Below are 14,630 nucleotides of genomic sequence, written 5' to 3'. Positions count from 1 at the left end.
ATTTGTCCCGTATGAACGCAATAAAAAAAGGCTGTAGAATGATTCATTCTACAGCCTTTAATAGACTAATAGTCTATCAACCTTCTAATAATAATGATTTTGGATCTTCAAGCATATCTTTAACAGCAACAAGGAAGCTAACCGCCTCTTTACCATCGACAATACGGTGGTCGTAAGATAGTGCAAGGTACATCATCGGACGGTTTTCCATACGTTCTGCATCAATTGCAACTGGTCTTACTTGAATTTTGTGCATTCCTAGAATACCTACTTGTGGGCTATTTAGGATTGGTGTTGACATTAGAGAACCGAACACGCCACCATTTGTAATTGTAAATGTACCACCTTGTAGTTCTTTTAATGAAAGTTTGTTATCGCGTGCTTTCATACCTAAATTACGAATCTCGCTTTCGATTTCAGCGAAGTTTAATTGGTTAGCATCGCGTACAACTGGAACAACTAATCCATCTGGAGCTGCTACTGCAATACCGATATCATAGAATTTTTTAATGATAAGCTCATCGCCTTGAATTTCAGCATTTAATAATGGGAATTGTTTTAATGCTGCCACAACTGCTTTTGTGAAGAATGACATAAAGCCAAGACGCACATCATGTTTTTTCTCGAAAGCATCTTTGCGTTCTTTACGTAATTCCATGATCGCACTCATATCAACTTCGTTAAATGTTGTTAACATTGCAGACGTTTGTTGAACTTCTACAAGACGTTTTGCAATTGTTTGACGGCGGCGGGACATTTTCACACGCTCAACTGGTTTTTCGAATTCAGTTTTTGCAACTGGAGCAGGAGCTGGACTTTTTGGAGCAGCTGGTGCTTCTTTTGGCGCTGCAGCGTGAGCTTGTACATCATGTGGTCTCACACGTCCAAGTGGATCTGTGCTGCGTACGTCGTTTAAGTCGATTCCTAACTCACGAGCCATTTTACGAGCAGCTGGTGATGCGATAGGACGATTTGTATTTGGTAAACCTTGTAACGCTTTATTTTGTTCAGCACTTGGAGCTTCTGCTTTCGGTGCTTCAGTAGTTTCTTGTTTTGGTTGCTCAGCAGGTGGTGCAGGTGTACTTACTGCAACCGGTGCTCCGTTTACATCTAAAATTGCGATAGTTGCGCCAACTTCAACTGTATCCCCAGGTTCGCCTAGTAACTTCGATACAATACCTGAATCTTCTGCAATGATTTCTACATTGACTTTATCAGTTTCAAGCTCAACAACGCTGCCACCTTTCTCAACTTTGTCACCTACGTTGATAAGCCATTGTGAAATAGTTCCTTCGGTAATAGATTCTGCAAGCTCAGGTACTTTAATTTCGATCATTTTAAATGTCCTCCCCTTATTTGCCTAACGGTGTGTTTTGTCTTCTTTAATCTTCGGTAATCTCCATGTATTAGCTCGACTTGGGCAGAATATCTGCCCAAGTCGAGCTAATGAAATTCGTTGTTACTTTCAGTTGCTGAAAACTTCAATTTCTTGTTTATCTTGACGGAAGTTGTACTTCACATCTAAAGCATGTGCAACAATTAGTTCTTGCTCAGCTTTGTGAGCGAATGGATCGCCACCAGATGGGCTAGAACGATCCGGGCGTCCAATGTAACCTGTTTTTACTTTATCTCCAGCTAGTTCGAACAGAATTGGAGCCATGTAATGCCATGCACCCATATTACGAGGTTCTTCTTGAACCCAAATAATTTCTTCTAAGTTTTTAAAGCGTTTAATAATAGATTGAACTTTTTCAGCAGGGAATGGATACAACTGTTCAATACGAACAATATGAACTTCATCTAAGTTGTACTCATGTTTTCCAGACTCAATTTCTGCAGCTAAGTCAATCGCCATTTTACCTGTACTTAAAACAAGACGTTTTACTTTATTTGGCTTTGTACCAAGGTTTTCTTGTTCTAAAGCAGGTTGGAAACGTCCTTCGCTTAACTGACTAGCAGTTGAAAGCGTAAGTGGATGACGTAATAAACTCTTTGGCGTCATAAGCACTAACGGTCGAACAGCTTCTGTTCCTAAGATAGATGCTTGACGACGTAAAATATGGAAGTATTGTGCCGCGCTCGTTAAGTTTGCAACTGTCCAGTTATTCTCAGCAGCTAATTGTAAGAAACGCTCTGGACGTGCACTAGAGTGTTCTGGCCCTTGACCTTCATAACCGTGTGGTAATAGAAGAACTAAACCAGATTTTTGACCCCATTTTGCTCTTCCTGCTGAAACATATTGATCAAATAATGCTTGCGCAGTATTTGAGAAGTCACCATATTGAGCTTCCCACATAACAAGAGTTTCTGGAGCAAATACGTTATAACCATATTCATAACCAACAACAGCAGCTTCTGATAACGGACTGTTATGAACAGAGAATGAAGCGTTAATGTTCGGTAAGCGATGTAATGGTGAATATGTTTCGTTTGTATCAGTATCGTGTAATACGATATGACGATGCGCAAATGTACCACGCTGTGAATCTTGACCAGTTAAACGAATTGGCGTGCCTTCTTGTAAGATAGAAGCGAATGCTAACGATTCAGCAAGTGCCCATTCAATTTTACCATTCTCTTCAAGAGCATCTTTACGGCGCTCAAGAATTTTCTTCACTTTCGGATATATGTTAAATCCTTCAGGCCAAGATAATAGTCCTTCATTAATTGCACGAAGGGAGTCAATTGAAATACCAGTGTCAATCGATTGAATTCCTTTTGCAACAACCTCTGGAACTTTAACGTGAATTGTTGCAGCGCTCGTATCAGCTGGTGGCACTTGTGCGTATTCAGCCTTTAATTCCTCTTGTATAAACTGAGTAATTGTTTCAATCTCATCTGCATTCAGAACGCCAGCAGATTGTAATTGATCTGCATAAATTGCTCTTACAGTTGGGTGATTTTTAATTTTTTTGTACACTTGTGGTTGCGTAACTGCTGGATCATCCATTTCGTTATGACCATATCGACGGTAACCGATTAAATCGATTAAGAAGTCTTTTTTGAACAACGTACGATATTGGATTGCAAGGTTAGCAGCAGCAAGACAAGCTTCCGGATCATCAGCGTTTACGTGAACAATCGGAATATCGAAACCTTTTGCAAGGTCGCTTGAGTATTTAGTAGAACGAGAATCATAGCTATCAGTCGTAAAGCCGACTGCATTATTAGCGATAACATGAATCGTTCCGCCAGTTTGGTATGCATTTAATCTGCTTAAGTTGAGTGTTTCAGACACAACACCTTGACCAGGGAATGCAGCATCACCATGAACTAAAATTACGAATGATTTTGAAGTATCTTGTTCTGGAAGACCAGATTTTTTACGATTCTCTTGAGCTGCACGTGCGAAACCTTCAACAACAGGGTTAACGAACTCAAGATGACTCGGGTTATTTGCTAATGTAACGCGAGTGCTAACTTCTTCATTACCAACGACTTGCTCTCTACCTAAATGGTATTTCACGTCGCCAGTCCAGCCAGCATTTGCCACTGCGCCTTCTATTTTTGCATGTTTGAATTCAGCAAACATGTGACCATATGGTTTTTCTAGTACGTGAGCGAGTACGCTTAGACGACCACGGTGAGCCATACCAATCATGACATCTTCAACGCCGCCTTTAGCACCTTCTGAAACAATTTCATCTAGTACAGGTACAAGCATATCAACGCCCTCTATTGAGAAACGTTTTTGACCAACGAATGTTTTATGCAAGAATTGCTCGAAACCTTCAACAGCAGTTAAACGTTTTAAAAGAGCAGTTCGTTTTTTATTTGATAATGGTTGACGCAATAAATTTGATTCCACCATTTGATGCAACCACACGCGTTCTTCACTATCTTGTATATGTGAGAATTCATAAGCTAAAGATTTTGTATAAACGTCTTTTAATCTATGAATTACATCAAATGCAGTGTGAATACCCTCTGGTGCATCTTGCCATACTGTTTTAGCTGGAATCGCTTTCAAATCAGCATCGCTCAGTTCGTTCATTGCTTTTTCAAGAAGAGATTGTCCATTTGCAGCATCTTCCATCGGATTGATGTGAGCCAACGTATGCCCGAAAGAACGAATCTGTTCAACAAGTTGAACGACTTTAAGAATCTTTTCAATGTTCCCTGTGTTTTGAGGAGAAAAATGTGTTGCTGTGTTGTCCCCTGTTACGACATCATCTTGAAACGAAGGAGCTCCAAAAATTTCAAAAAGCTCTTGTAATTCCGGATCAACAGAACCTGCTCCAGTTACGTAAAGATCATACTGTTCAATAACATAACCAAGGTTCGGACCATGGAACTTGGCCCAAGGGTTTGTCGTTGTATTCTTCCTCGTCATTTGTTTAAACCTCCCAATGCATATAATCCTTTTCCTATACAAAAGGTGCATTTTGCTCTTTTTCAATAATTGATGAACTAAAAATTAATGTAATTGTTTTCTTTACTCTTATGTTATTACAATAATTTACATAATACCAAACACTATTACTTATCTGTTTTGTAAAAAAACATTCACAATAACTTATCACCCAAGTTAATCTTTCATGTTATAAAGTAATTTTACAGAAAAATGGGGTGGATATATTTGGTATACCTACATTAATAACTATAATTGTTGTATTTAAATATAAGTAAAATTGTTAGAATGTTTCGATAAAGATTAGTTTGAATTATGTATATTGAAATAATAAGCGCTTTCATTGATATTATACAACAATATAACGGAATATAGTATAAAAAATAAAAAATTATGAATTTAGCGTAAACTTTATTTCGATAGTGTTAAATATCGAAAGGAAAACGAAGGATTTCTACAAAAAAAGTGGCTAAACATAAAAAATGCTTCATAAACCGTTAGTTTCTATAAATATGGCGAAAAACAACGTAAAAACAATAGCACATTTCATCTAATAAGGAGAGGAATGAAATAGCTTTAAAGAATAAAACAAATATGGAGATATTAAATTTTCACAAAAGTGGGGAGGAGATATAGTAACGGATATATACATTGTTCCATGTTTCATTTCAAAATAGACATGATTAAGTTGAAAAAGTTTCTTCTATATAAGTTGAATTAAAAGGTTACAGCTACTGTTTGTCGAAATATAATAAGTAACATATATTGACAAATGGAGCGGAGCAAAATGACACATGTACACCAAAACGAAAAAGAAAGCCTACTTGTAGCAATGAAAACGACTAAAACGAAACGAATGTATGAACGTTATCAAACGATCTATTTCTATGTACAAGGCTTTTCTATAAAAGAAATAATGAACATGATTGGTCGTTCTGAAAAAACAATCTATAATTATGTGAATGCTTACAAAGAAAAAGGATTGCATGGCTTACTCATGGGACAATCAACAGGAGCACCACGTAAATTAGCCCCTGAACAAGAACAGGAGTTAGTTCAAGTGATTGCATCTCATCTACCCGTTGATGTTGGATTTCCAGCTAAACATAATTGGACTTTATCCATTATCGCTTCTTTCATTAAAAGAGAATGGAACGTAAGTTACACACTTCGCGGGGTGTCTCGACTTTTACATGATTTAGGGCTTAGTTACACAAAACCGACGTATACATTAGCGAAAGCAGACCCGGTGAAACAACAAGAGTTTAGGGAAGTTACCTTCCCCGCCTATAAAAAAAAAACTTTTAAACGAGGAGATTGACCATCTTCTGTTTCAAGATGAGTCCATGATCCGCGATTACCAAGCACTGCAGCATACATGGTTTTTAAAAGGAAAACAACGCAGTATTCCTACTTATGGGAAACACCAAGGTGTTAAACTTATTGGTACACTTAATTATGAAACAGGTGAGTTAGTTTGTGTAGAAGAGGAGCGGTATGATGCCGAAGCATTTCTTCGTTTTCTTCAGCATGTACTTGAACTGTATCCCAACGGGAAAATAGCTCTTATTCTAGATAATGCGCGTATTCATCATGCGAAGCTCATCCAACCACTTTTAAGGAAACACTGTCATCGCTTAGAATTAGTGTTTTTACCTCCCTACAGTCCCGATTTAAATTTAATTGAAGGGGTATGGAAATGGCTCAAATCAGACATCATTCATAATGTTTTTTATTCATCGATTTATGAAATTCAAAAAAATGTACAGGCTTTTATTCAGGAATTAAATCGCACACCTGAAAAAGTGATCGATCGATTATGCATTCGATTGTAATCTTTTAATTCAACTTATATATATAAATAGAACGAAAAATAAAACGAAATGAATGTAAAGGAACCTTGACGTAAAGTCTCCTTTACATATATACTCGATATAAGGAAGGAGGGAGAAATTTCCTTGGAAAATAAAATGGTCGAATACCGAAAAAAATTTGGACTATCTCAAGAAAAATTGGCTGAGAAACTTGGGGTTTCCAGACAAACCATCATTTCAATTGAAAAAGGGAAATATGATCCATCACTTCCATTAGCATTTGAAATAGCAAAAACATTTCAGACAACGATAGAACATGTATTTATTTATGAAGGAAAAGAAGAGGAGGAGAAAGGATGAATTATTCACAAAAGTACTTTGTTATTATGGGAATTATCTTTTTAATTATGAGTGGATTTATGATATTAGCAGGTATAATGACGCATTCGGCACCGCCAATTCCAACTTATACCGTGCTTGCAATGATGATTATGTGTTTCTGCCTAAGCTACTTGCACCCGCAATTTAAAGAAAAAGATGAGCGAATGAAACTCATTCGTTATAAAGGGATGTTCTTCAGCTTTTTTGCTCTAACAGCATATTATCTTCTTTTCTCTATTGGTTTGAACCTAAAAGTAATTACACTATCTGCGGTTGAATTATTGAATATACTTATGGCGCTTACGATGAGTACAGTTTTTATCTCATTTGTTGTTTTATCGAAAAGATATTAAGATGGAAGAGAGAAAGGAAGATTAACATATGCAAATGATGTATGCTTTTGGCATTGGGCTTGTATTATTTTTAGCCGTATTCTTATTTATTCGTAAAGATGTTCAAGGCGGGACGTTAACGAAAAGAGGATTTTATAAAATGATCGGCTGTCTAGTTGTTATGTTTATAGCGATTATCGTAATGATCGTTTTAATAAATCAGTCACTATAGAATTTAAAAATGGAACCTTACTTTTGTAAGGTTTTTCTTTTTGAAAAATAAAACAAAAATTACCATAAAACCCATTTACTATCTATTCTCTATATTATATAATCCAATAAAATGATAGATAAGGAGAATAGTATATGAATAAAAAAGCTATCTTCTTTATAGCAGTATGTCTACTACTTATAGCTAGTATTACTTACATAATATGTAACAAACGAGAACAAGTGCCACCTATGTTAGTATGGGAGGGCCAGGAATACTACGTTACGAATGAACCTGCAAAAGCAGAAGAAGTCGGGAAAAAGCTTGGCGAAGTGACAAAGAAAATTGAAACAAGCAAAGAGCCTACTAAAGATAGTGAATCCAACATATTACAAGAAAAAACAGAAGTATTTGAAATGATTTTAGAAGAAGAGGATGAAAGGCGTCCCATACTTGTAAAAGAACCTAATAGTGAAGGGTATAGAGTAGCAAGGCCGATGTTAAAACAAGTACTTTAATTAAAAGGAGTCAATCAAGTAGAGGGCTTGTTGTAGAAAATATAAACTATTTACACTTACCATGAAAGAAGAAAAGTTGTTTGATTGAACTCGAACTCTATAGTAATTATAAAAGATTATTATATATTTGGTGTTTTTTGAAGTGGGATCTTTTAAAAAAGCATTGTATTGGATAGTTCCAATAATAGAGGTGTACATCCTTGCACCTTTTTGGCAGAGTGTCCTTATGCCTTTGGGGGGAATGTGATTAAAAATTCTAGTGTTTTTAAAAGTTTAACTGTTTCAGAGAAAGAAGAAACGGCTACGAATAGCTACGAAGTTGTTAAGGAACAACTGAAAGATTATTCGAAAAATTATGTGCAAGCACATAATGAGGGAGATTTTTCATTAGTTAAGAAATTTTATGATGAGGGAACTACTACATATGTATCTACAGAAGATTACATAAAACATCATACTAACAAATTCAAAATAGATCTGTATGATATTACGCTGCAAGAAGCACCTGAAAGAATAGGGAATTCAAGTACATATAACGTTAAAACTGATATGGAGTATCGATATGATACTAAAGAGAAGAAAATAAAGGAAGTGGTAAAAAATAGAACATTTCAAGTTACCCTTACTTCTAATAATCAATTAATTTTTAATAAGACAAATGCAGTTGGACAATCAGTTTGTTATAATCTAAATCAGCCAGCTGGTCAAAATAAGATAGATTGTGCTGAAACGAATTAAAAGCAATAGTGAAAGCATATGTTGAAAAGGGAATTTACTAGAGAGTAGTAGGCGTTATGAAATGGAAATCGGCAACTTTTGAAAAAGTAGTTACGTATAATCCATCTGTTGAGCAAATTATAAATACATTCAAGGCACAAAACTTAAATGGCGGAGCACTTATAAATTTTTTTAAGTACGTAATAAGAATTTTGTTTGAGAAATACGACTAAATGAAGATGGACACGAGCATTTTTTAGAAGAACCTTCAACTCTTTAGATATAATTAATAAATTAGAAGAGTTAAAAATACATACATCAGAAAAATATAATTTGCATTTAAAAGAGACAAAGGTGACGAATTGAAAGAAAGATCACTTACAAAATTTAGTGTGAAAATTTATAGGAGTTATAGAAAAGATGTTGGCTTGTGCCAGCATCTTTTTTTATATTCATGGTTTATTGAATGATGAGTTATATAAAGAGGGTAATTATACATTTACAATATAAAATCTTTATATTAAAATATAATAGGTAAAGGAGGGTGAGTAATGAGTCAATATTGGTATGATAATTTCAAGGATAATCCTGATTTGTACTCGGGATATTGTCGTAAGTTATGTCGTTCTTTAGGTCTTAGTGATTTTTACATAGTTAAAGTTTTGTATTTTGCTAATCTTATTCATGTCGCCACTTCGAAGTATGATGATGTTCTTTTTCACAGTGGAATTAGGTTTCCCTCAGAAACATTTACTTGGAAGCTTAGAGAAGCTAATTCTAAGGAGGAAAACTTTGATGTTGAAGCTTTCTTAGAATATGCAAGCGACTTAGTTGATGAATATGTACGAATTGATCCTGCTGATTTAAGGCCGAGTTTATTAGTTTTACACAAACATGTCCAATCTTCTTCAAAATTCGAGTTATTTGTTATAAATGGGGATATTTTTTCTTTTATAGATGAAAATTCTCATCTACCAGGTTTATTTGTCATAACACATGAAGATGAATATCTTTTTGTATCTGAGATCGGTGCTGACCCTGCAGATGTTATAGATGAAGTTGTAGAATTGAAGAAGAAATATAGGACTTTTGATTTACATATTATCGTTACTGAAACAAAATCAGATGCAAAACTATATGCAATGTATTTAGCTTTAAAATACTTGAGTACAGCTGATTTAAATATTACTTTAGATGTTCCGGAATACAGTAAAAGTTTGAAATGCCATTTTGAAAACCAAGTGATATGAGTAGTGTTATATTTTGTTTGGAAGGCCTTGCTGGGATGCGGGGTCTTATTTTGTGTTAATTAGAGGAACTAAAATAGTATATCTGAGTTTAATTATATAAGTTAAATATCACACCTTGAGGTTCATAAGATTATTGAACTTGCATATCAGTTTAAGTAAAGTAGTTAGCTAACCGTAGATAAGTTAGAAGTGAAGGTGATTTCTGAACGATTAGGACATAGTAAAATCAAAATCACATTGGATACTTACTCACATGTGTTGCCAATGATGCAAGAAGATGCGGTAAACAAAATAGAAGAGATTTTGTAGGGAATGTGACCAATTCTGTGACCACTGGTGTTTTTGAGGATAAGTTTAAATAAATAAAAAACCGCATCAAACGTTAATTTGATACGATTTCTATCAGTATGACCCCGGAGAGGCTCGAACTCACGACTTCCACCCTGTCAAGGTTTGACAGTGAATATAGGGTATCATTATATGTATAATTGTTGATAACTCAACTTTTCCGATAACTCTATTAACACAATTATACATATTTGATTGACGCCCTACAAGGGATTTTAACAACAATATTTAAAATGATAACCAATCGGATGCCGCTTACGACTTTTTAAATAATATTGGAACTTAATATGTTCATTTGCACTAACCACTAGAATTCTTCGTGTCTTTTTTTATATGCTATGTTTCTATTTTCCTCGGAAATTTCATCATGGAGTGAATTGAATGAACATACCCCAAAGATGCAGAACCAAAGCTTAATATTGTATATAAAATCAAAAAAATGAATGCTAGCTATATATATTGTTTGATAATTAAAACTAATGTAGTATAATTATTGTCGACAAGCAAAGGTACATTGATTTGATGGTGGTGAAATCGCTGCCTGTTTTTTTAAGGTGTAATTTATTTTGCGTGTGTACTCTCATTTGTTTACATGTTAGTTATACGTTATAGGCTCGGCCGGTGTTAGAAAGGTAGAATTTCTTTGCTTGTCTACTTTAAATTTTAAGGGGTAGGTTGCTATATCTAATCGTATATATGTAGAATTAAAAAGCGACGTTTCCGTTATAAGTAAAAGATTTAAAGGTTTACAAGATTTTGAGGATATTGCACTTCTGTTGGAAATACCAGTAGAATTTCTGTGGAAAATTCTCGTCAGAGATAAACATAAAAATTATAAGTTTTTTAAACTGCGAAAAAAAAATGGTGGTGAACGCACCATTTATTCTCCTACATCCAACTTAGCTATTCTTCAAAAAAAGCTAGCCCATATTTTATCTTTACAATACAATGTGCATCACAGAGCTCATGGTTTTGCAAAAAAACGAAGTATTGTAACAAATGCATGCGAACATTTAGACAAGCGCTATGTGCTTAACTTTGATTTAGAAAATTTTTTTGAAAGTATAAAATTTCGCAAGGTTAGGCAAATGTTTATATCGTATTTTGGGTTAAATGATAAGGTTGCAACCACGTTAGCAAATATTTGTTGTCATCCAAAAGGTTTTTTACCACAAGGAGCAGCAACTTCTCCCATTGTATCTAATATTATGGCTAATGGCTTGGATAAAGAAATGACAAGAATCGCCAAGAATACTAAATGGTGTAAATACACTCGCTATGCGGATGATATTACATTTTCAACTAATAATAAGAAGTTTCCTCAAGAGATTGCTTATGTAGTAGATGGAAATATCAAATTAAGTGAAACTATTTTAAATATTGTGGAGAAACATGGTTTTAAAATTAATCATGAGAAAACGAGGCTCCAAAATCATAAACAGAATCAAACGGTTACAGGAATAACTGTTAATAAAATATTAAACGTAAATAGGACGTATATTAGGAGAATACGTTCGATTTTGAGTTGCATTGAAAAAAATAAAAATGATATAGTACGTGCTGAAAAAATCTTCGAGTCGAAGTACCCTTATCGTCAAAGACGAGAAAATGGTATACCTGATATGTTTCACATATTAAAAGGGATGATAGCTCATGTGGGAAATGTAAAGGGAAAGAAAGACCCATTATATTTAAAACTTGCAACCCGTTTTAATGGTGTCGTGGAACTCAGCGATTTGCCTCCTTTTAGATTACCGATAACGAAAAAAGGATTTCAAGAAAATCATACATATGTCATTGATAACCCAGATTTTGAAATGTACTTCACTGAAGACGGTTACGAGGAAGTAATGTATGGTCAAGGGACAGGTTTCCTTCTAAAAGACATAGGTTTGGTTACCAATGCACATGTGATAGAAGATGTTATAAAAACTGTAGAAAAAAACAAGGTAAGTTTCAAAAAGAATTTTATATTTCGTTTTTTAGGGCGGTTGATTATCATGTTAAACATTGGGCTAAGCTTCTTTACTATGATACTGACATGGATATTGCAATTCTTGATGTGAAAGATATCGATATTTCCAAAACAGGATATAAATATAACGAATTAATTGAGAAAGGTCAAAATGTTGAACTGGTAGGCTTTCCTAATTATAGAGAAGGACAAGAAATTAGGATTCAAGAAGGTACTATACAAGGTATCAGAATAAATGAAAGCAGAGATAGGCTTAGAAAATATATTCGCCATGAGATAACAACAACAATTTACGGTGGTAACAGCGGGGGACCTATAGTCAATGAAAATAATGAAGTTATAGCGGTTGCAGTAAAGGGAGCGACATTGAATGGTGTATCACCAAATGAGGTTATACCTATATCAGATGTTATTAAGTTAATAAATCAAAATAAACAACCAGAAGAAAAAAGCGAAGCTTCGATTGAAGCCGTACAGTAAAAGCAGGATGTATCAAGCAACCTGCTTTTTAGTTTGTATTTTAATTCACGGGGGCGGTACTTTTTATATCCTTTATAGCACGATTGTTTCATTATTTTCATCTTCAGGTTTGGTATCATCTTTCGTGAAAATTTTAAGTAGCAACTGGTTTCTTCATATGTATATAAAAATGGGTTCGTAACATTTTTACGACCCTTGATGAAATATCAAAGGTTCGAAAGATTGTTTCTACCCTTGAAATAACAAAAGGGCTCTCACATTATGAGAACCCTCACTCCATATTTTTTAACCACTCTTCACGTTGAATCCGTCTTTCTTCCCCTTCCTTTTCCATACGTATTGTTTCATCATCTTTATGAAACAAATCGTCCCACACGGTCATGGCGAACATTAGCATCATTATTATTACCGACACGAATAACAATATTGTTTTCACACGATCAAAATCTACTCGTTTTTTCACCATTGGTATACCTCTCATTTGGATATTCGTCTAAGGCTTGGTCCAATCTTTCATCATGCAAAAACATATAGCATTGCCATTCAGGTTTGCTTCGGTTTCTTGTGGAATACAAGAACTGACAGTCATTTTTCACCAAGTATTGAAACAAGCTGTATTTATATATAACTTTTACAGGCTCTTTTTTTTTCTCCATTCGTACTTCTCCCCAATTGTTATTCATATAAATCAGGCCTATACTTCAATCGTAATGTCATCAACTCTTCTTTTTTCTTTTCTAAATCAGATTTCAAGAATATGCTCGTACAACCCAGTTTCTTGATGGGAACAATCTTTCCATTCCGAATCATGTGTGACAATCTTGCTCGTGATATTCCTAGCAGTTCTATAGCTTCTGGAGTCGTTAAGACATTATCATGAACCCACTGATGTGTATCTATAGGTTGCATTATATATTCGGTCATAATGTCGCACCTCTCAAGATGTCTTCAATCTGTTCCGCAGCTGTCATATCAAACAACTTTATTACATTAAGTAAGTCGCAACATCTTGTTTCTTCAAATATTTGCGCTAGTAATCTCTTATCATTTAATAGTCCATGTTCTATAAAGAACTCCATGGTTCTAATTCCCATTTCCGTGTCCTGATGCACATAAAATAACGTCGTTAAAGCTCCAATTGCCGATGATACGTTTTGTCTTTTCATTGTCATTTCCCCCTAAATATTGTCAATTTAATTATATTAGCATTAAAAGTTGCTCTCAAACCTTAATAACGCTGAAGGACATATTAATAAATCAACAATACTCACAAGGGGAGCGCTCGCGACATGAAAGTAGCGAATGGAGTGGGTGACACAACTTGTCTGGATCGTCTGGTTTTTCGTAGCCGATGTAACCATCGACTTGCTTTATATGTTCAAAAATTTTTTTCAATATAGTTATTGTTGCCATGTTTCATTCCTCCATCAAATTATAATTTTTCATTAGTAATTGGAGGCATATTATGTAATTTGTCAATTTTTGTAACGTTAATTGACTTGTTTTTATATTATCAATAAAAACGAATTAAGTCTAGGTATTTTCTGGTATTAACCAATAAAACACGAACTTATAAGTTATATATAAGTTTATTGTTCGTCTTTATTCGAGGACTAAATGTAGTTTTAGCATGTGCGGCAAATTGATTTGCCGCTAGATAAAAATGACGTTGTTATGATGATTAATGGGAGATACAGGGGAAGGGATAAAAGCGATTGTAGGGGCATGCAAATGCGAATTATGAAATTTGAAAAAATTACAGTTAAAAAGGTAGTAACCGTATTGCTGCCTTTTATCATTGCTACTGATTATATATTGGTTACTATTGCTACGAAAAACCTTGAATGGTTCGGGCAAGCCCTTCACCATTACCTTTCGTACTGGCGTACTCAGGTAGCGGTGTTCCTTTTGTTGTTGTTTAATTGTGCAATTGATATTCAAAAAAACAACAACAAAAAGAAACAATGATACATTCATGAGCTTGCGAATGAATGTGATGTCACAGCTTGCCTGTGGCATCGTTTTTTCGTAGCAATGTAACTTATAACATTACCTAATTATGCTACGAAAAAACGATGATAAAAGCTTACGCTTTTCTCATCACCTTCGTACTCCGTACTCAGGTATCACTGTTCCTTTCGGTAGGTTGTAATTGATATTCAAAAAAACAAAAAAAAGAAACACCGCTAATTCACGGAGCAAAGCGCAGTGAATTGACGACACAGCTTGTCTGTGGAGTCCAAGGTTTTTCAA

The 14,630-nt window shown here is 34.7% G+C and carries 14 protein-coding genes and 3 pseudogenes; 12 read left to right on the top strand and 5 right to left on the bottom strand.

The features are described from left to right. Positions 1-76 precede the first annotated feature (76 nt). Together odhB and odhA are read right to left on the bottom strand one after the other, a co-directional pair. On the bottom strand, positions 77-1,336 hold the full coding sequence (gene odhB / locus ACP6L7_RS06035) for a 2-oxoglutarate dehydrogenase complex dihydrolipoyllysine-residue succinyltransferase (protein WP_097830093.1): 1,260 nt from the start codon (positions 1,334-1,336) through the stop codon (positions 77-79). 129 nt (positions 1,337-1,465) lie between these two features. After that, the gene (gene odhA, locus ACP6L7_RS06030) at positions 1,466-4,333 is read right to left on the bottom strand and encodes a 2-oxoglutarate dehydrogenase E1 component (protein WP_097830094.1); all 2,868 of its coding nucleotides are present in this window, start codon (positions 4,331-4,333) and stop codon (positions 1,466-1,468) included. A gap of 805 nt (positions 4,334-5,138) precedes the next feature. On the opposite strand from odhA, the pseudogene ACP6L7_RS06025 reads away from it, so the two are divergent. The 11 genes and pseudogenes from ACP6L7_RS06025 to ACP6L7_RS05975 all read left to right on the top strand — a co-directional run bounded on the left by ACP6L7_RS06025 (position 5,139) and on the right by ACP6L7_RS05975 (position 12,377). Next, positions 5,139-6,186: pseudogene (locus ACP6L7_RS06025) on the top strand (IS630 family transposase). A 123-nt stretch (positions 6,187-6,309) separates the two neighbouring features. Continuing rightward, a complete protein-coding gene (locus tag ACP6L7_RS06020) occupies positions 6,310-6,525 on the top strand; it encodes a helix-turn-helix transcriptional regulator (RefSeq protein ID WP_002011455.1) in 216 nt (71 codons plus the stop codon). Further along, a complete protein-coding gene (locus tag ACP6L7_RS06015; protein WP_001109920.1) occupies positions 6,522-6,899 on the top strand; it encodes a hypothetical protein in 378 nt (125 codons plus the stop codon). Before ACP6L7_RS06020 ends, ACP6L7_RS06015 begins: the two co-directional genes overlap by 4 nt. Before the next feature lie 28 nt (positions 6,900-6,927). After that, positions 6,928-7,110: a DUF3976 domain-containing protein gene (locus ACP6L7_RS06010; protein WP_001178300.1), complete on the top strand. Its 183-nt coding sequence runs from the start codon at positions 6,928-6,930 to the stop codon at positions 7,108-7,110. A gap of 134 nt (positions 7,111-7,244) precedes the next feature. Next, positions 7,245-7,607, top strand: a complete 363-nt coding sequence (locus ACP6L7_RS06005; RefSeq protein ID WP_098361673.1) for a hypothetical protein — start codon at positions 7,245-7,247, stop codon at positions 7,605-7,607. Positions 7,608-7,850: 243 nt separating this feature from the next. Beyond that, a complete protein-coding gene (locus ACP6L7_RS06000) occupies positions 7,851-8,345 on the top strand; it encodes a TcaA NTF2-like domain-containing protein (RefSeq protein WP_097830096.1) in 495 nt (164 codons plus the stop codon). A 56-nt stretch (positions 8,346-8,401) separates the two neighbouring features. Next, positions 8,402-8,672 (top strand): annotated as a pseudogene (locus ACP6L7_RS05995) (hypothetical protein); the annotation flags it as partial. A gap of 203 nt (positions 8,673-8,875) precedes the next feature. Continuing rightward, complete coding sequence (locus tag ACP6L7_RS05990; protein ID WP_097830097.1) at positions 8,876-9,574, top strand: hypothetical protein; 699 nt, start codon at positions 8,876-8,878, stop codon at positions 9,572-9,574. A gap of 183 nt (positions 9,575-9,757) precedes the next feature. Beyond that, a pseudogene (locus ACP6L7_RS05985) lies at positions 9,758-9,883 on the top strand (site-specific integrase); the annotation flags it as partial. Positions 9,884-10,698: 815 nt separating this feature from the next. After that, positions 10,699-11,988: a reverse transcriptase domain-containing protein gene (locus tag ACP6L7_RS05980; RefSeq protein ID WP_430528926.1), complete on the top strand. Its 1,290-nt coding sequence runs from the start codon at positions 10,699-10,701 to the stop codon at positions 11,986-11,988. Then, a complete protein-coding gene (locus ACP6L7_RS05975; protein ID WP_430528925.1) occupies positions 11,964-12,377 on the top strand; it encodes a S1 family peptidase in 414 nt (137 codons plus the stop codon). The genes ACP6L7_RS05980 and ACP6L7_RS05975 overlap by 25 nt, the downstream gene beginning before the upstream one ends. Positions 12,378-12,648: 271 nt before the next feature. Here the strand turns inward: ACP6L7_RS05975 and ACP6L7_RS05970 are convergent, their stop codons facing one another. The 3 genes from ACP6L7_RS05970 to ACP6L7_RS05960 all read right to left on the bottom strand — a co-directional run bounded on the left by ACP6L7_RS05970 (position 12,649) and on the right by ACP6L7_RS05960 (position 13,543). Next, positions 12,649-12,843, bottom strand: coding sequence for a hypothetical protein (locus tag ACP6L7_RS05970; RefSeq protein WP_430528924.1), 195 nt, complete (start codon positions 12,841-12,843; stop codon positions 12,649-12,651). A 209-nt stretch (positions 12,844-13,052) separates the two neighbouring features. Next, positions 13,053-13,301: a helix-turn-helix domain-containing protein gene (locus ACP6L7_RS05965; RefSeq protein ID WP_430528923.1), complete on the bottom strand. Its 249-nt coding sequence runs from the start codon at positions 13,299-13,301 to the stop codon at positions 13,053-13,055. Then, positions 13,298-13,543, bottom strand: coding sequence for a hypothetical protein (locus ACP6L7_RS05960; protein ID WP_430528922.1), 246 nt, complete (start codon positions 13,541-13,543; stop codon positions 13,298-13,300). The genes ACP6L7_RS05965 and ACP6L7_RS05960 overlap by 4 nt, the downstream gene beginning before the upstream one ends. A gap of 565 nt (positions 13,544-14,108) precedes the next feature. Here ACP6L7_RS05960 and ACP6L7_RS05955 point away from each other — a divergent pair. Continuing rightward, positions 14,109-14,345 carry a hypothetical protein gene (locus ACP6L7_RS05955; protein WP_430528921.1) on the top strand — a complete coding sequence of 79 codons (237 nt, stop codon included), beginning with the start codon at positions 14,109-14,111 and terminating at the stop codon, positions 14,343-14,345. The last annotated feature ends 285 nt before the right edge of the window (positions 14,346-14,630 follow it).

The organism is Bacillus silvicola, assembly GCF_050524305.1.
Taxonomy (GTDB): domain Bacteria; phylum Bacillota; class Bacilli; order Bacillales; family Bacillaceae_G; genus Bacillus_A; species Bacillus_A cereus_AT.
The sequence above is the reverse complement of the archived record's forward strand: the minus strand, read 5'-3'. Positions and strand labels throughout refer to the sequence as shown.

Excerpts from the sequence above, each read along its gene's own strand:
- odhB (WP_097830093.1), bottom strand. The coding sequence starts at position 1,336 with ATGATCGAAATTAAAGTACCTGAGCTTGCAGAATCTATTACCGAAGGA.
- odhA (WP_097830094.1), bottom strand. The coding sequence starts at position 4,333 with ATGACGAGGAAGAATACAACGACAAACCCTTGGGCCAAGTTCCATGGT.
- ACP6L7_RS06015 (WP_001109920.1), top strand. The coding sequence starts at position 6,522 with ATGAATTATTCACAAAAGTACTTTGTTATTATGGGAATTATCTTTTTA.
- ACP6L7_RS06010 (WP_001178300.1), top strand. The coding sequence starts at position 6,928 with ATGCAAATGATGTATGCTTTTGGCATTGGGCTTGTATTATTTTTAGCC.
- ACP6L7_RS06005 (WP_098361673.1), top strand. The coding sequence starts at position 7,245 with ATGAATAAAAAAGCTATCTTCTTTATAGCAGTATGTCTACTACTTATA.
- ACP6L7_RS05990 (WP_097830097.1), top strand. The coding sequence starts at position 8,876 with ATGAGTCAATATTGGTATGATAATTTCAAGGATAATCCTGATTTGTAC.
- ACP6L7_RS05975 (WP_430528925.1), top strand. The coding sequence starts at position 11,964 with ATGGATATTGCAATTCTTGATGTGAAAGATATCGATATTTCCAAAACA.
- ACP6L7_RS05970 (WP_430528924.1), bottom strand. The coding sequence starts at position 12,843 with ATGGTGAAAAAACGAGTAGATTTTGATCGTGTGAAAACAATATTGTTA.
- ACP6L7_RS05965 (WP_430528923.1), bottom strand. The coding sequence starts at position 13,301 with ATGACCGAATATATAATGCAACCTATAGATACACATCAGTGGGTTCAT.
- ACP6L7_RS05960 (WP_430528922.1), bottom strand. The coding sequence starts at position 13,543 with ATGAAAAGACAAAACGTATCATCGGCAATTGGAGCTTTAACGACGTTA.
- ACP6L7_RS05955 (WP_430528921.1), top strand. The coding sequence starts at position 14,109 with ATGCGAATTATGAAATTTGAAAAAATTACAGTTAAAAAGGTAGTAACC.